9 protein-coding genes and 2 pseudogenes are annotated in these 18,812 nt (G+C 33.1%); 3 read left to right on the top strand and 8 right to left on the bottom strand.

The window, feature by feature from the left end; translation table 11 throughout:
- Window positions 1–29 precede the first annotated feature (29 nt).
- The 4 genes and pseudogenes from MHI57_RS12205 to MHI57_RS12220 form a co-directional block, all read right to left on the bottom strand.
- Entirely contained in the window at window positions 30–1,328 is a 1,299-nt protein-coding gene (locus tag MHI57_RS12205; protein WP_340976528.1) for an O-antigen ligase family protein, read from the bottom strand.
- Window positions 1,329–1,494: 166 nt separating this feature from the next.
- A complete protein-coding gene (locus MHI57_RS12210; protein WP_340976530.1) occupies window positions 1,495–4,272 on the bottom strand; it encodes a glucosaminidase domain-containing protein in 2,778 nt (925 codons plus the stop codon).
- A gap of 348 nt (window positions 4,273–4,620) precedes the next feature.
- Window positions 4,621–5,817 (bottom strand): annotated as a pseudogene (locus tag MHI57_RS12215) (CDP-glycerol glycerophosphotransferase family protein); the annotation flags it as partial.
- A 101-nt stretch (window positions 5,818–5,918) separates the two neighbouring features.
- On the bottom strand, window positions 5,919–8,804 hold the full coding sequence (locus MHI57_RS12220) for a CDP-glycerol glycerophosphotransferase family protein (protein ID WP_340976532.1): 2,886 nt from the start codon (window positions 8,802–8,804) through the stop codon (window positions 5,919–5,921).
- 249 nt (window positions 8,805–9,053) lie between these two features.
- Here MHI57_RS12220 and tagD point away from each other — a divergent pair, with 249 nt between their 5' ends.
- Both tagD and MHI57_RS12230 read left to right on the top strand, forming a co-directional pair.
- A complete protein-coding gene (tagD, locus tag MHI57_RS12225; RefSeq protein ID WP_340976534.1) occupies window positions 9,054–9,446 on the top strand; it encodes a glycerol-3-phosphate cytidylyltransferase in 393 nt (130 codons plus the stop codon).
- Entirely contained in the window at window positions 9,446–10,630 is a 1,185-nt protein-coding gene (locus tag MHI57_RS12230) for a CDP-glycerol glycerophosphotransferase family protein (protein WP_340976536.1), read from the top strand. The genes tagD and MHI57_RS12230 overlap by 1 nt, the downstream gene beginning before the upstream one ends.
- A gap of 1,021 nt (window positions 10,631–11,651) precedes the next feature.
- Here the strand turns inward: MHI57_RS12230 and MHI57_RS12235 are convergent.
- Window positions 11,652–14,069 (bottom strand): N-acetylmuramoyl-L-alanine amidase, encoded by a 2,418-nt coding sequence (locus MHI57_RS12235; protein ID WP_340976538.1) that lies wholly within the window; start codon window positions 14,067–14,069, stop codon window positions 11,652–11,654.
- 253 nt (window positions 14,070–14,322) lie between these two features.
- Between MHI57_RS12235 and tagU the strand changes: the two genes are divergently transcribed.
- Window positions 14,323–15,246 carry a polyisoprenyl-teichoic acid--peptidoglycan teichoic acid transferase TagU gene (gene tagU, locus MHI57_RS12240; RefSeq protein WP_251162155.1) on the top strand — a complete coding sequence of 308 codons (924 nt, stop codon included), beginning with the start codon at window positions 14,323–14,325 and terminating at the stop codon, window positions 15,244–15,246.
- 51 nt (window positions 15,247–15,297) lie between these two features.
- Here the strand turns inward: tagU and tagH (MHI57_RS12245) are convergent, their stop codons facing one another.
- The 3 genes and pseudogenes from tagH (MHI57_RS12245) to MHI57_RS12255 form a co-directional block, all read right to left on the bottom strand.
- Window positions 15,298–16,893 carry a teichoic acids export ABC transporter ATP-binding subunit TagH gene (tagH, locus tag MHI57_RS12245; protein ID WP_251162156.1) on the bottom strand — a complete coding sequence of 532 codons (1,596 nt, stop codon included), beginning with the start codon at window positions 16,891–16,893 and terminating at the stop codon, window positions 15,298–15,300.
- 121 nt (window positions 16,894–17,014) lie between these two features.
- A pseudogene (gene tagH / locus MHI57_RS12250) lies at window positions 17,015–17,800 on the bottom strand (teichoic acids export ABC transporter ATP-binding subunit TagH); the annotation flags it as partial.
- Between the two features lie 14 nt (window positions 17,801–17,814).
- Window positions 17,815–18,648, bottom strand: a complete 834-nt coding sequence (locus tag MHI57_RS12255) for an ABC transporter permease (protein ID WP_289434674.1) — start codon at window positions 18,646–18,648, stop codon at window positions 17,815–17,817.
- Between the last annotated feature and the right edge of the window lie 164 nt (window positions 18,649–18,812).

An 18,812-nucleotide genomic window follows, 5' to 3' on the forward strand; every position in this document is an offset into this window, starting at 1 on the left:
GTTCATTCGAAATTTGCAGCTGAGAATTCTTAGTTCATAGAATTCTCAAGCCGCACGGATTGGATTCCACAGGCTAGCCAAGCCATTAATACAGCTAAATAAATACTCACACCAGGTGCTGTTAATACATGACCAGCGATAAAAGCGACCCCAAGACCTAGAGCTACTCCAGTGAGTACTAAAATGACCTCTAAGTCCATCAATCGTTTCATATTTTGAAATGCTTGTTTAATCAATTGCCAAAGCATATAGACAAAGGGCAGCAAATATAAACTAAACCCTATCATTCCTAAGGAATAAAATAAATCTAAAAAATCCATCTCAATCGTTTTGGCTTCATCCGTAAAGTTGCCACCATAACCCATGCCAAATAGTTTTTGCATCCATGGCGCCTCTTGAAAATAAGCTTGATACTCTTCCCAGTAAGTTTCCCTGCCGCTATAGACGATGTTATCCTTCTGTTCACTTGTCATCACTTGCGTATTCCCTTCTTCTTTTGAAACACCAAGCCAATCAAGCTGTAGCTCCATGTTATGGGCAACTGGGGTATATGGTGTCATAAGAATAAAAACAACAAACAAAATGCCAAGTGTAACTAATTTAGTTCTTTGTATGTATTCTCTTTTTACCAAACGAAGAACAATAGAGGTACCAATGCTGATAAGCAATGTAATCAAAATCGCCCCATAACCCACTTTCGTCCCTAAAGCCAGCAACCCATACATAACCGTGAGTAATCCTACCATTAACCACCACGAACCTTTTAAGGCAAAATACAATACAACCGGTAACCCCATAGCCAAAATGGCACCAATCTCATTGCCAGCATAAAACCAGCCAACATGACCACTCTTCCAATAATCATAACTAGGAAACGCAGTATCAGAAAGCCCCGCCACCGTCATCATCGCCCCAGTCAAAATCACAGCTATCATCAAATAATAGAGGGGAGAAATCCTAAACCCTCTGCGAAAAGCCACTAGAAAGAATAGAAAACAGACAACAAAATAAACATTTTTCATTAACCATTTCAGCTCAGGTCCCCACATAAAAACAGGTTTCATCGTAAACTGAACCCCAATCGAAATCACAATAAACAAGCCAAATAACAACAGATAGCCTAAAATCACGGGTTTTCTTACATATGATGTAAATAATAAGTAAGCACATATAAATACTAAAAAACAAAAACGCATCGCTAAACCAAGCGTAAATGCTTGATCATTCAAACGAATAGACAAAGATGTAAGCACATCAATAATTGGCTGTAATAACAAAAAAAGCATACTCAGCCACAACACCTTATTTCTCTTTTCAGTCTTCAGCATAAATAAACAACCTCACTGGTGGAATTTGTATGGTTTTAGTATGTGAGGAAATTGGGAATTTACTATAAGAGGTGCAAAATATGTTCATCAGATTTTCCCGTACTCTTTTAGAAAAGAGAAACATGTAAACACAAAAAAACCGAGGGTATTCCCCTCGGTATAGTCATTATTTGAATTGCTGCAGTAAATCATAAGAAGAAGTATAAACTTTAGCTTGTTTTGCATTTGTAAAGTTTAAATAGTCACCGTAAATCCAACCTTGTTTACCATTAACTGAAATGCGATACCAAGTTGTATCATATGGATAACTACCATTAGATTTTACATCCGTGTTGTATCCTAATACAATCACTTCAGTTGAAACTTTTAATGTGCCAATGACATTACTATTATTATTCACATAAGGGAACGATCTCCAATTCGCATTGGTGTTGATTGTTGCCTTCGTACCAGCCGGCATGTTTTTAACAACATCTGATGGATATGGCTTGCCTGCTGGAATATCCCTACTCCAATTACCTGATGGTGCAGGACCATTGCTCGTTACAACATTTGTAGACGAGTAGTACTTAGCATCATACGGCTGTAAATCTTCCATTAATCGAGCAATTTTATTTTGCCAATCTTTATCCGTTGCATATTTTACATTCATGCCAATTAAGTCTGGTCCATTGTACCATTTACCATTAGGAGTTAAATAATCGGATTTCACTTGGTACGCTACATTACTAATACTATCTTCTACACTATCAAAATAGTAACCGCAAGTGAATGGACAAACATCATACGCCCCGTATCCATATAAGTTATTTTTATAATCGAACAAGTTGGATTGCTTTCCCCAACCAGTCTCTAAAATTGTATGCGCTACTAAGTAAGTTGCGTTTACCCCATATTTATTTTGAACATTAATAAATTCTTGGGCATAATCCTTTAACTTACTATCCCCATGACCTTTGCGATCAAATAAAGCTTTGATTTCCTGTACAGTCAGCTTTGCTGGTTTTCTTAAGTCAAGATTGAGATAACCTGGTTTTTCTGTACTGAGGTCATCTTTGTGGATATAGCCTGTATATTTCTTCCCATTTACATATACAGTTGCTCTGTACCAGTTTGAAGTAAAGTTATTGACTTTTAATAAATCACCCTGTTTATATTTCTTAATTACATTAGATGATTTAGAAGCAATTGTATATACATTTAAAGTGTCTGGCACTGCGTATAATTGTACTTCCTTAGACGTTTGTGTTGTATTTTCAACATGACTAGCTGCGATATAACCTGTTTGCTTTTTCCCATTCACATAGACCGTTGCCTTATACCATCCATTAATAAATGACTCATATTCCAGGATACTACCTACCTTATATGATTTCCATTTACCTGTAGATAAATTAGGTTTTTTATATACAGCAGTAGGTGATTTTAATGCAACCCCTTGGTAACGAGCAGGATTTTTCACGGGAATTTCCACATCTGATGCATTGATATAACCTATTTGCGGTTTACCACTAATATAAACGGTAGCCTTATACCACCCTGTAATAAAAGTCTCAAACTGTAATAATGTTCCTTTAGTATACGACTTAAGAGTGCTAGTTACACTTGATGCACTTTTATATACACTCACCGAGTCTTTCAATGCTATGCCATATAATGTTTCAGGATTATTTGTAGCTAATGAAACATCCGATGCTTTTATATAGCCACTTGTGGCCTTACCATTGATGTAAACAGTAGCGGAATACCAGCCAGAAGAAAAACTTTGAAACTTCAAGATACTTCCTCTTGGATAAGTTTTTAAAGTTTTAGAGTTTGTAGTTGCTTGTTGATAAACTCTAGTAGGTGATTGTATACCTACACCCTGATGCTCTACAGAATTAGAATTAATATTTTCTACATCACCTTTAAAAATATAACCAGTTTCCCTTTTACCATTCACATATACTGTAGCTTCATACCAATTAGATGTTAAAGTGTTATACTGCAAAATGCTACCAGAGCTATATGACTTTAGCACATTTGCATTTTGTGATGCTTTAGAGTAAACCTTTGTTGTTGTAGTTGCTATACCTTGAAGTGCTTTTTTCTCTTGAATGTTTTCTACATCTGTCTTTTTAATGAAACCGTCACGCCACTTTCCATTTACTGATACAATCGCACTGTACCAATTGTTATTATACGTTTCATACTTTAAGATTGACCCTTGTGAATAACTTTTTAAAGACTTGGCACCTTGATTAGTACTCTCATAAACTACTGTCGGGCTTTTTAGTGCAATACCATAAAGTGGCTTACTGACAGTCGCAGCAAATGTAGACATTCTTGCTTTCGGTTCTACAACCTCTTCTTTTTCTTCTTGGCTAACTTCCAATTCTCCATCGATATCTTCACTTGGTGTACTTTCTTCCATCTCAATAGAGTCAGTTTCTTCTAAAGAGGAAGCGTTGTCCTCAGGTTCCTCTACTGTTGAATCCTCACTTTTATCTAAGTTTTCTTGTGAGTTGTTTTGAGGAACCTCATGGTCTTCAGCCCCATCGATTTCTTCCGTTTCGCCCGGCTCATTCTTTGCCTCTTCATCATGATTGTTTAAAACAAATAGCCTTGCTTCGCGGAATTCACTCGCTTCCGCTTTTTCTACAATTCTACTATTCTCTATATAACCTTGTTTTGTTTCTGTTTCATCCTCAAAAGAATATTCTACAAAGGAAAAATATTGTCCCCAGTTTAATACCAATACTTCAGAATCATCTTTTATAGTAAATAAAACTTCTGATTCACTATTTTCTTCTTCGTAGACAGAAATATCACCATCAATTTCTTCAGCAAATACCATTGCCTCATATGTTTCAGGTAGAGATTCCGCTTTAACAAACGAAATATTCTGTGGTATACTCTGTAAAATTAATAGCAAGACTAAAAAACTAACAAATATTTTTTTCACTACTTTTCCCCCATGTAAATCTATACTTTATCTTAGGGATACATGTAGCGGTCCTTACATAACTATCAGATTTACACTTGAAGCAAATATTTAGTTTTTCAAAAAACCGGTAGCTATCATAAGAGATTTCCTCTACACGCCCACCTAATACTAAATAAAACTCTACACCTCCTAAACTCACAAAATTCACTTTACCAAAGCCATTGACTAGTAACCAGCATTACTTTTAATATCGACAATTAGTCTTATGGTTTTACAATTTATTATAGTTTATAGCCCTTTTGATACAAAAAATATTATAATTCTTTAGTCTTGATTATAAAAAAAGAAACCCCAAATCGAGGTTTCTTAACTTTCATTATTTTTTAATACCTTCTTAACTACCTGCATACTTGAATCCCCATTCTCTAAATAACAAAATCGATTAAAGAAGGGTTCAAAACTTTCATCTAGCTTCTTACCATCTTCTATTAATTTAATTTCTTTTAACACTTCTGAAGTTGTTTTAACTAATGGGCCTGGTGCTTCTTTTTCGAAATCAAAATAGAATCCTCTTAACTGATCCCTGTAGTTATCTATATCATAGGTAAAGAAAATCATTGGGCGTTTCAAGTTTCCATAATCAAAAAACACTGATGAATAATCCGTAATCAAGATGTCTGATATGAGATATAATTCTCTTATATCTTCATAACTTGATACATCTTTTGCAAATTCCTCATACATAGATAAATCCATATTTTCCGCAATTAAATAATGCATTCGCATAAGTATAATATACTGATTACCTAATTCTTTTTTCATTTTTTCTAAATCTAATTTTAGGTTAAATTTATATTTACCCACACTATAATATTCATTATCTCTCCAAGTTGGAGCATATAAAATAACCTTCTTATTAGAGGGTATTTTTAATTTTTCTTTTATTCCATTAATAACTGCTTCTTTTCCATTATTTAATAGTAAAAAATCATTTCTTGGATACCCAGACTCGATCATATCTTTATCAAAGCCAAATGCTCTTCTAAAAATATCTGTTGAATATCGATTTGGAGAAATTAAATAATCCCACTTCCCAGATTCATTTAAGAAATTTCGCTTATAACGATCCGTATCGGTTCCAGGCATATGCACTTCTTCCATATCAGCAGCAAGTTTTTTTAACGGTGTACCATGCCATGTCTGCAAATATATTGTATTCTTAGGTTTCGGAATCCAAGAAGGCGTTCTACTATTAAATACCCAATATTTAGCTCTGGCCATCTTTAAAAGCCACGGTATAGAAAAACGGTTTATTGTTTTAACCCCTTTTACTTGAAAAGAAGCTGAGTATCTTGGATCTACACTCCAATACATTTCATAATCAGGGTAATTTACTTCGATATACTCATAAATCGCACGAGGATTACAACTAAACTGTTTACCCAAAAAACTTTCAAAAATGATTAGGTTATTCTTTTTTGGTAATAAACCTACTATTTTAAAAGCTATTTGATAAGCTTTTTTTATAATACGGTGCCTTTTCACCTTTGTAATCAACTTCCTAATCACCAAAATTTCCTCCCAAAAAACTAGATGGGGAATAAGTTATTTAGCTTTTTGCCAAATAAATTCTCTTATACCTATTAATTCCCCATCTTCTTTTACTATTTGCTCAAATGGTTAATACAATTATAGATTCTATCATTATTATTATTATCTAACACAGAAAATATATCAGATTTTCGTGACAAAATATCTGGTCTCTCTTTAAAATTCCTTAAAACTGCTTCTTCAATTTTTTCGACTAATTCTTCATGTGAAGTAACGATATCTCCGAGAAAAGTTTCTTCTATTGGTCTTAATATGCCGTTTGCAAAAAACAAATCGGAATCAAAATGAAAATATATCACAGGTTTACCTAAGAAAGTAAAATCAAATGAAACCGAAGAATAATCTGTTACCATAATTGAATTTTCCTTCAAAAGCTCCTGAACACTTTTTTCTCCAAATTCAACAAGTTTAATTCTGTCATTATTCATTGGAACATGATCTTTAATATATTGTTGCATTCTATAATGAGGATAAAAATTCAATTTCAAATTATATTTTTCTAGCATCAAAGATAATTCTTGAGATTGAATAAATCCAATGTATTTTTCAAAATAACTAGACTGGATTAAATTTTCCTCACTATTTATCCACTCTCTCCATGTAGGTATGAGTAGTATTTCTCTTTTTGGATGATGATTTTCTTGGAGCTTATCAAACCTAGCTAAACCAGTAACTACCACTTCGTCTTCATTATATCCAAATTGCTCTACGACCATATCTTTTTCTGCCTGGGATGAAACAATGAATAAATCAAAAGGGTATTCATAGTAAACCTTATGATATGGAACATTTTTCCTACCTAAAACCCCATGCTGCAAAAAGATTTTTTTTGCTTTTCTATAGTTCTCATATTTTATTCCTTTAAAAGGAAGTATATAATCCAAATCATGAGTACCAATAAATGCACTTGCCTGTAAGCTTTTTTTAATATGTTCCATACTGCCTATTTCCAGCACGTTTCCTAATGCTAGAACTTTCTCAATATCAGGTGATTTTCCATCAATAACATAATAAATCTTTAACTCAGGAAAATGATTACGACAGTACTCAAAAAATCTATACCCATTATCTTGAGCTGTATCAGGCCTTTCACCAACAAGCCATACTTCTTTACTTTGAGATGCATCAGAAATAGATTTCATTTCTTTATAAAGCTTAGTCTCAAAGATAAAGCTTTCGAATTTGATATTCCCTTTCGGTGTGGTTGTTAGATTATACTCATAAGTTTGATTATCTTTCTTTGAAGTGAAATCAAGGAATACCTTATCTTTGAAATACGTATAATCTCTTAATCCTAACTTTACTTTTCTAAAGAGTGACTCTCCTTCTAATATTAAATAAAAGTCAATTATCTCTTTAAATTCATCAACAATTAAACTTAGTTCATTTGTCGGAATCGCAACCTTGAAGTCTTTTCCATTTTTAACTTCCACTTCATATCTAACACTTTCCATATTCCTTCTATTAATTAATTCTACAAAAGGCTGATACTTTAAATCTTCTCTTACGAATTTCGAATCAAAATATATTTGTCCTTCTAAGTTAAAATGATGATTTTGAATATAGAATTTGTTAACAAACTTGTTCAAACTTGCACGAGAATATACTAGTGAAAGTTTATTGTATCGAGTACCATAAAATTCATAGAAATAACAATCCATGTGATTCTCGAATACATATGTTGTTTCATCTTTTACTTTATTTATATTCTGATCCACAATTCTAAAATCGATATATTGAGATTCATTTATTTTAATACCAATAAATAAATCCCACCTTCTCGGCCTATCAAGTGCATCAAAACCTAATATAGCATAGTCTAATTCTGTGTATATCAAGACTGTATCTTCTTTTACTTCTCTAAACATCTTGATGCTAGTAAATTCATTTGTATCCCTTTGTCTAAGGCGTAAAAATACATCTGTTGCTTTTTCATCAAGAATGCTTAATTTATCCTTCGAACTTTCAATTGTTAATGTGATTTTTTTCTCTTTTCTTATAAAATTAATTGTATTAGGTCGAATAGATAAATATCTTGTATATGAAAATATCTTTCCATTTATGACTTTAGTCCGAAAATGCATCGTCTCACGATGTGTAGGAATAAAAAATTCAATAGTATTTTCTTTCATTTTTTCGTTTCTTACATACATAGGGAAACGGAAACTTTGGGTGTCATAATCAACGGTAATAAAAAACTTCCATTTCCCTTTAACAGCAAAGGTACTGTTTTCCAATGCAATATTTGCTTTGAATTGCTTTCCATTTATATACATAGGTGCTTTAACACTATAACCATTAGGCCTTCTGATTTCCAAGAAGAATTGCTCTTTTAATATTTCCTTGTCTAAAATGCTATTATCAATAAAGCCACTTAATTTAATTGAATTTTCTTCATGTTGAATAGATTCAATTGTATTGGGGATATCATAAACAGATTTCATTTCTCCATTTAGATAACTTGTTTTAAAGAACACTCGATTATGTCTATCCCATCTAAGTAAAAATAAATGAGTATTACTTAGAAAGTATTGAAAGTCTTTATAAATAAATTCATCTCCGAACCGAACTCTTACCCTTTTCTTACCAACAAGTATGGAAACATGGTATGTCCGTTTATTGGATGGTAAATCAAAATCATTTTTGGGTATAATAAATTCGTATATATTTGAAGACTTTTCCTTTATAATACTCTCTGCTTTGTGAAATACCTCACCGTTTTTAGTATGAAAGAGAAGTTTTACATTTTTCTGATTTGATACCTTACTTGAATATTTAATTTTAAACATAATATTCAAGCCATCTTCAATTATATCGATTAATTCGCCGTAATGAAGTAAATTATTGATAATATACTCTTTAGCCTTTTGCTTTTCAGTTTTTAATTTACGATTAACTTTTCTTTTAACTTTTTTTGTGAAGTCAAACATACTATTCATATTTATTGTAAAAACCTTCTTTCAGTTAAACATATATATAATCCACATTTTATCTAATAGCAATTTTAGACGAATATTAATTGCTATTCAACATTTACTTTATTAATTAATATTTGCCACTTCTATGTAATAATTACTAATACTTGATAAAAAAAAATATATATCATAAAATAAAATAATGAGTATAATCCATAGGAAATATTATCAAATCTTATAAAGCTGATGTCAAATACTCGGAGGTAACCTCTTATGAAAAAGATAATAACATACGGTACATTCGACCTACTTCACTGGGGTCACATTAATCTTTTAAAAAGAGCCAAGAGCCTTGGTGACCATCTAACAGTTGCTATTTCTTCTGATGAATTTAATAAATTGAAAAGTAAAGAATCCTACCACTCTTATGAAAACAGAAAAATGATTCTAGAATCAATTCGATATGTCGATAAAGTAATTCCAGAAAACACCTGGGAACAAAAAGTAGAAGATGTAATCAAACACAATATTGATATTTTTGTAATGGGCGATGATTGGGAAGGGAAATTCGATTATCTCAATGAATATTGTGATGTAATCTATTTACCAAGAACTGTTGGTATTTCTACTTCACAAATCAAGAAGGATCTTTTTAAAGTGAAGTAATGATTAGAGAACTCTTTATATTCGTTTATTTATTTACTTTCCGTCTAATTTTCCAATTGTTTAAACTTTTCCCTATGGAAAATAAAGTTGTTTATGTTGCTTCTTTTTTAGAAAATACTATCAATGTATATAATGAACAAAAGCGACAAGATTATACTTGTCGCACTATTTTTTTAACCCGGAGAGACTTCGTAGAGTTTTTCAAACAACATACGGCTGATAACGCTGATATTTTATTATTTGATTTTCGCTCACCTTATCAATTTATTAAAGGCATATATCACTTAGCTACTTCTAAAGTTATTTTAGTAGATAATTACTTTGGGTTTTTATCAACGATTAAGTTTAAAAAGGAAGTAACTTGCGTCCAACTATGGCATGCGAATGGAGCTATAAAAAAGTTTGGTTTATTAGATCCTGGGAATGATACACGAACCACCGCTGCGAAGAATCGTTTTCATAAAGTTTATAATCAATTTCACAAGATAATCGTTGGTTCAGATAAGATGCAGGAAATTTTCAAACAAGCTTTTGGCTTAGATAATTCGAGATTTATCAAATCTGGTATCCCACGAACAGATATCTTCTATGATAAAGTGCTTATAGAAGAAAAGAAGGAATATATATTTACTAAATACCCTCAATTAGATGGTAAGAAGATTATTCTATATGCACCTACTTATCGAAATGAAGATTTCGAAAACTTCAAGTTACATCTTGATCTACATCTAATGAACAGAGAGCTTTATGAAAAAGGATATATTTTAATACTTAAGTTACATCCCACAATTAGAAAAGGGTTAGAAATACCTTATAATCTCACTGATTTTGTCTATGATTTTTCGAAAACATATAATACCAATGATTTACTCTTTATTACTGATATGTTGATTACCGATTACTCTTCCGTACCATTCGAGTATTCCATATTGGAAAAACCTATGATTTTTTATCCCTATGATTTTGAAGAATATAAAAGAGAAAGAGGTTTTTGGGAAGAGTATAATGAATTAGTTCCTGGACCAATAGTTTTCTCAACCGAAGAAATTATATCAACAATTGCTGAAAATAACTTTAATATACATGAAATAAAAAAGTTTAATCAAAAGTGGAATCAATATTCAAAGGGAAATTCTAGTAAAATACTAGCCAAATATATATTATCAATTATAAATAGCAATTAATTTAATACTTTGCTGTTATTAACATCTCTCTAGTTTACTAAAAAACTTCTCAGATTGTAAATGTCCCCTTTAAGTAGACATTCAAAAAGGCCTTCATGTTACCATGAAGGAAAGAATGCTACTTGGAGGGGATTTTTCTATGGCAAAAAAAAGGGAAAACTTTTAATAGCTATTCGGAAGAGTTAAAACATAATGCCTTCATGAAATATGTGAGTGGGTCTGGAAGTTATAAGGAATCCGTAACTGCAGCCAGCTTAAAGTGTGGGTTAAGAAATGGAAAGAAGTAGTCCATGAGCGTAAAGGAGTTTCTTATCCTATAAAAGGCAGGCCTAGGACCTAATCAAAAAATGGTAACGGATATCACATTTATGTCTGTTGGCGAAGAATAATTTTTATTTATCGGTCATACAGGATCTCTTCAAAAACGAAATAGTAAGTTGGGATCTAGCCCGAAGAAATGATTTGGAACTTGTGTTAAAAACAGTAGAGAAATGGACAAAGAAAAAAGACGTGGCTGGAGCCGTTCTCCATTCGGATCAGGCTTCCAGTACACGTCAAAAATATACAGCAACCGATTAAAGGATTATGACATCAAAAGCAGCCACTTTCGCAATGGAAACTGCCTGGTCAATGCCTGTATAGAATCATTCTTTTCACACCTCAAAACCGAGAAGCTGTACATAAGTAAAGTGTATGGGAGAAGAACTAGAGCAAGCTCTTTAGAATTACATTTACCATTACAATTACAAAAGAAACTAAAGAAACGCGCGCCGATTGAATATCGAAACGCGCTCACTGCTTAGCTTTTATTATGGTCTACTTGACAGCGACAAGACCAGATTAATTAAAACTGAGAAGTTTTTCTTACAATAATTATACAATTTATTAAAATATTAAGAAAATAACCAAATTATTATTTTTTATTTAGCTAAGAAATTGATCATTAAAACATAATAAATAACCTCTTGCATCAATCAAAAGGTGATCCTTTTATAAGAACCACCTCTTTAAAATTTAAATCTCAATTAAAATATTGATTCAAACCGTTATAAATCCCCTTAGCTGCTTTTTTCTGATAAGCTGCTTTCGTAACAACATCATATTCTGCTGGGTTTGAAAGAAATCCTAACTCTACTAAGACTGCCACATTTTGATTCTCACGAATGACATGGAAGTTCCCATTATTTTTAACCCCACGATCTCGTAACCCTGTTTCAGCGACAACGCCATCTTGAATCAATTGGGCTAGCTCTCGTTCATTCTCATTAGAAGGTAAATAATAGGTTTCAATTCCATTAGGACTAGGGTCTGGATTTGAATTATAGTGAATGCTAATGAAAGCATCTGCACTATATTGATGGCTAATTTCTACACGTTCAGCTAATGTCAAATATACATCAGTAGACCGAGTCATGATTACCTCAGCTCCTGCGGCATTCAAATAAGAACGCAGATAATTAGCGGTGTTAAGATTCAAGTCTTTTTCTATGCCCATTGCCCCTGGGTCATGACCACCATGTCCAGGATCAAGCACAATAACTTTTCCTTGTAATCCTTTTTCCATCGTATTCGTTTTAATATAACCAGTTTGAGCTTTTCCATTTACAAACACAGTCACTTCATACCAATTCGATGTAAAGGTTTTATATTTAATTTTGGAACCTTTACTATAAGTTTTCAAGACACTAGACGTATTAGAGGCCTTTGTATAAACTGTCACTTTTGATTGTGCTGTACCTGTTAATGTTTGTTGTGGGTTCTTACTATTTTCAACATCTTTTTTATTGATATAACCTGTTGTTGCTTTTCCATTTACATAAACAGTTGCTTCGTACCAGTTGTCAGTATACGAACGATACTTAAGGATGGATCCAGAGCCATAGCTTTTCAGCACATTAGCTGAAGTTGATTCGTTTGCATACACCTTTGTTGGCGAGGCCAAAGCCACTCCTCTATAATCAGTTCTAGCTGCATCCTCGTCAATAGTTGCGCTTTTTTGAATATAGCCTGTTGTTGCTTTTCCATTTACATAGACAGTTGCTTCATACCAATTCTTCGTGAAAGTTTTATATTTAAGGGTACTACCTTCATTATAGCTTTTTAGGATACTTGAGCTTGTTGAAGTACTGCTATATACATTGACACGTTTTTTTGCAATGCCACTGAGTGTCTCTTGCTTCGCATCATCATTGATTACATCACTTTTATGAATATAACCTGTAGTCGCTTTTCCATTTACATAGACAGTCGCTTCATACCAATTCGCAGTATGTGTTCTGTATTTAACACTTGTACCTTCATTATAGCTTTTCAGCACATTAGATGATTTTGATAATCCGCTATACACATTGAGTTTTTCATTTTCCACCACACCATTTAACGTAGATTGTGGTGTGTTTTCTGGAATCACATCATCTTCATGAATGAAGCCATATTGCCATTTACCATTAGCATAAACTTTCGCTTCATTCCATTGAGAAGAATATGTTTGATACACGACCGTATGTCCTTCATTATAACTCTTTAAGACATTCGAGTTTTTAGACGGTGTAGCATAAACATGTAGATTCTCGTTATAAACGATTCCTCTCGAACTCTCTTGCTTTTCAACAAGTAAGTCAACATCATCACTATTGATGTAACCTGCTACTGCCTTACCCTTTACATAAACAGTTGCTTGTAGCCATTGATTATTCGACTTTTCAAATTTAAGAATTTTACCTTGAGAGTAGCTCTTTAACACTGTAGAATTTCGACTGGATTCTGTGTAAACATTTGTGGGGTTTTTAAGTGCGACACCTTGTACAGTAACTAAAGCTTTACTCATAAGCATTCTTGATTTTACAGGTTGCTCATCACTTACTTCCTGTTCATCTGGTAGCGCTTGTTGTGCTTCATCTTCTTTTAATTCATCTGTTTGACTTTCTTCTTCAGTGAGTTCATCCTCTTCAGTAAGATTATCTTGTCCTTCTGTTGAGTCGATAGGAGTATTCTCCTCACTTACCGCCTCTTCCTCATTAGGAGCATTCTCTTGCGCTTCTTCTGTCAAAGGGGTCTCAATCGTTTCTTCCTGTTTCTCACCGCTTAACTCTTCTTCATCAGGTTTATCTTGAACAATCGCATATTGATCAATTTCTTCATTAAGGACGTAACCTAGTACTTCATTATCTTCTTCGTCCTTTGTTTGAATATAAGAGTACTCGTCCCCTAGTTCTACGATATCAAATACTGAATCTTTAATTAAATGAAATAAAATCTCGCTTTCTTGTGAATCTTCAAGATATACAGCAACTTGTTGCTCTTCATTTACAACATATGTAATTGGTTCTTGTTCAACACTTTTATTATTTATCTCATTCGCATATCCTATATTCGAAGTTAAACCGAATACTAATAAAGCAATAAGAAACATGGAAATATGTTTCTTTAGTTTAGTCATTTTCTCCTCCTCTTCTAAAGTTATGATACTTTATAACTAATTTTCCAGTAGTGCTAAATTCTACATACCCCACATTCATATTAACATATTAAAATATGACAGTATTTATTATTTTTTTTACATTCACTTTACGAATAAGAAGAACTTTTGTCTAATATTGTCTATTTTACATTTATTTTATATCCACCGAACTAATAATTTGGTATTCTATAACATATATCAATCAAATTAACATTCGTATGGGGGAAAAGAAATGCGTAGCCAACCTAAGAAAAAGAAGCCGTTATGGTTAAAAATAACTGGTTCTATTGTTCTGTTAATGGTCATTGCAGTTGGCATCTATGGGTTTATGGTCTATCGTTCTGTTTCAGGGGCTGTAGAAACGATGCATCAACCAATCAAGTATAAAACAGAGAAAAGAGAGCAGGAGCTTACACTGACTAAACAAGAGCCATTTTCTGTTTTAATGCTCGGAGTAGATGAAAGAAGCGGAGACAAAGGGCGTTCAGATACAATCATTGTTATCACTGTTAATCCAAATGACCAATCAATGAAAATGTTAAGCATCCCAAGAGATACACGTACAGAAATTGTCGGTAAGGGTTTTGATGATAAGATTAATCATGCTTATGCGTTCGGCAATGAGGAAATGGCGATGGCCACGGTGGAAAACTTCCTTGATATCCCAATTGATTATTATATCAAGGTAAATATGGAAGGATTTAAAGATATTGTTGATGCGGTTGGAGGCATTACAGTTAACAGTTCCCTCTCATTTGAACAAGGGAATTCTTCCTTTACAGAAGGGGCAAACACCTTAAATGGCGACGAAGCATTATCCTATGTCAGGATGAGAAAAGAAGATCCAAACGGTGACTTCGGTCGTCAAGACCGTCAGCGTCAAGTGATTCAAGGAGTCATTAAAAAAGGGATGAGCCTTAACACACTCACAAACTATGATGACATCTTAGATGCGTTAGGCAAGAATGTTAGAACGAACTTGTCTTTCAATGAAATGCGTGATATCCAAAAAAATTATAAAAATGCAGTCGGAAAAATTGACCAGCTAACCATATCCGGCAATGGTCAGCGTATCAATGATGTTTGGTATTTAATCGTTTCAAATGAAGAGCAATTAAAAGTACAAGAAGAATTGAAATCACACCTAGATATATAAGAAAAAAGGTCTTATTCTATCAACCTATGAGGTGAAGAATAAGACCTTTTTTTAACTTCTTTTAATCAACTGAAGTGAGCTTATTGTTCCATCTTCTACTCCTTGAAATAAGTAATCAAATTCTTCTCCATGATATAAGAAAGATTTCGTCTCCTCTAACTCCATATCTGGTTCTCCCAATTGATTAAATAAGGTATCTGTAGATGGACCATTCATATCAATAATCACACCATTGATTACTTCATCTTTGTAAATATATTCTGCATGTTCAAAAGGTTCCTCCATCACTTGCCCTTTCCCTAAAGTGTTCATAACAGTTTCTAGAGGGAAATTAGGACCGACAATGCCATTTAATTTGGTCTCAATCTCTTGGTCAACAACTGTATTATTTAATCTTGCCAAAACCGTTGTACTAACCCAGCCTTCTTCATTATCATTTAGTTGGATTTTAGCCCATCCTTCTTCTTCTTCTAATACTTCATATGGAAAACCAAAAACAGCAAAGTCTATAGCTTCACTCTCCATTGTTGGTTCTTGTCTTATATTAGCACTTGAGACCGTTACATACCTAATATCTAATGATTCATCCTTTAAACCTTCTTCTACAGCTTTTGGTTCTTCTGATGCTACAGGTGATTCATTTTGGTTGGTCTTCACAGTCGAGTTCGATGAGTGATAGTTATTTATAAGAAATAGAGTGCTAACGGATAGGAGTATTAAGAGTGTACTTAATCCTAAAATAAATTTCCATTTTTTACGACTAGGTTTTGTACGTTTTTTTACTCTTGAACTTCGCTGAATATCACTAGAAACAACGTTAGCATTATTGGTTTCAATGTTGTCAGTATAATTATTCAACTGACTGCGCCTATCTAAAATATCCTGTCTGAATTTCTTCTGTTCCTCTTTGGTTAGTGATTTAAAATCCTTTAGGAACTTTTCATATTTTGGAATAATTTCACCGATAGTGCCGTAATCTCTCACTTCTCCCGCCTCTAGCCATAATGCTTTATCACAGAATTTCTTTACCTGTGCAATACTATGACTAATAAAGAAGATGGTTTTACCTTTTTGTTTAAATTCATTCATCTTATCTAAACATTTATCAGTAAAGGTTTGGTCACCAACCGAGAGGGCTTCATCAATGACAATAATATCAGGATCAATATTTACAGAAATGGCAAAGCCTAATCGTGACTTCATACCACTAGAATAGTTTTTAACTGGTTGGTCAATAAACTTACCTATATCAGCAAAGTCAATAATCTCAGGCATCAATTGCTGAATTTCTCTCTTATTAAACCCTAGCATGAGACATTTTAATTCAATATTCTCTCGACCTGTTAATTGATTGTTAAGACCTGATGCAATAGCAATAAGCGATGCACTACCATTAATCGTTATATCACCAGTGGTAGGAGGTACTACTCCTGTAATAAGATTGGACAGTGTAGATTTTCCAGCACCATTAATACCAATCACACCAATGACATCGCCTTGATAAGCAGTGAAGTTGATATGCTGCAATCCGTAGAAATCTTCACCGTATCCTTTAGGTACGAATATATCTAATAGTTTTTCTTTATTGTTTTGATACATTTTAAAACGCTTCGTTACATTCTCAAAATGAACTGATTCAATGGCCATATCTTTTTCCCCATTATTTATTAAATTAGTCCTTTTTACTATACCAAATTTTGCAAAGAAAAAAAGGCTAAAAATCAATTTAGCCTCACTCTTCATAAACATTTATTTAATTTGTAACAAGTCCTGCTTGCTTCTTCATTGCCTTTTCTTTAAAGGCACGCTTCTCAGAAGCACTCATCGCTTTATATTCCTTTAAGAAAGCCTGATATTTTGGCATGACTTCTTTAATCGGACCAAACTCTCTCACTTCACCATACTCCAGCCAAAGTGCTTTCTCACAGAAACGATTCATTTGACCAATCGAGTGACTAATAAAGAAAATTGTTTTCCCTTTTGCTTTAAACTCATTCATCTTATCTAAACATTTATCGGCAAATGTCTGATCACCGACTGAAAGTGCTTCATCAATCACTAATATATCTGGATCAATATTTACAGAAATAGCAAAGCCTAAACGTGATTTCATCCCACTGGAATAGCTTTTGACCGGTTGATCAATAAATTTACCTATATCAGCAAAATCAATAATTTCCGGTTCTAACTCTTTAATCTGCGCTTTACTAAAACCGAGCATCAGACATTTTAATTCGATATTTTCGCGCCCGGTCAATTGATTATTCAAACCTGAATTGACCGCAATTAATGCCGTCTTCCCATTGATGGTTACCTCCCCTGTAGTAGGTGGGATAATGCCGGCAAGGATATTGGACAGAGTGGATTTACCCGAACCATTCACTCCAATAAATCCAACAACGTCACCTTTTTCAGCTGTAAAACTAACATTTTGCAACGCGTAAAAATCTTCACCATAACTTTTCGGTAATAAAATATCTAATAACTTTTCCTTATTACCATCATACATTTTATATTTTTTCGTTATATTGTTTAAAACAACTGAATGTTCCATAATTCACATCCATCTTATAGAAAGTCTACGAAGCGATCTCTAAATTTCACATGTAAAATCGAACCAACGACAAATAATAGTATAGTAATTCCCCAGAAATAAAGGCTATATTCCCAATTCACAAATGGATACCAATTTAGACCTAAGATTGTCGCACGATATCCTTCTGCTAAGTAATAAATCGGGTTCAGCTGCATTAATGTTGGCACAATCTCAGGCTCAAGTTCATATGGTGGCCATAAGAATGGTGATACATAGATGAGAATCCTCACTACTGATTGAATAGCCATTTGAAAATCACGTACAATTGTTGAAATAGTAGAGGTGATCAGTGATAGCGAAACCAAGAATATTAAGGTCGCTAACATCATATAAGGTAATTGTATATAATATACAGAAATTGGATAACCCATAAATTGGAACATAATGAGTACAATAACTAGTAACATTAAATGTTGATAAAGCTTTGCAAAAATCACATAGGTAGGTATGACACTCATTGGGAAACTCATTTTGGATACCATCTTAATTCTCGAATAAACCGATTTCGAGCCCATTGTGATCGATTGATTAATAAAGAACCAAACGACTATGCCTGATAACATCCATGAAAAATAAGGAATAGCATCCCCATCACCCATTTTTACATCAGGTCTACCAACAGCTTTAAATATCCCATAGCCAAACACAAACCAATAAATCGCAATTTGAATCATAGGGTTTATAATTTCCCATAGAATCCCTAAATAGTTGTTTCTGTTCGCACTTTTCATTTCATAAACAGAAAGGCGTCTAACTAAATAAAAACTTTTGATTTGTTCTTTTAAAACTGTCACTACAGAACGCATGCGTTTTTCCTTTCCGTGCCTTTAATTTTCTTTTAACAATGAATTACTCTCCCCGAGAAAATATTTTATCATTGAATGATGAAATTGTCATTTTCTGTTGCGACAGAGCAAAAATAAAAAGGGAATTAAAAGATGAATAATTCCCTTACATTGCCGATAACAAT

The organism is Cytobacillus sp. FSL K6-0129 (genome assembly GCF_038007625.1).
GTDB classification, from domain to species: Bacteria; Bacillota; Bacilli; order Bacillales; family Cytobacillaceae; genus Cytobacillus; species Cytobacillus kochii.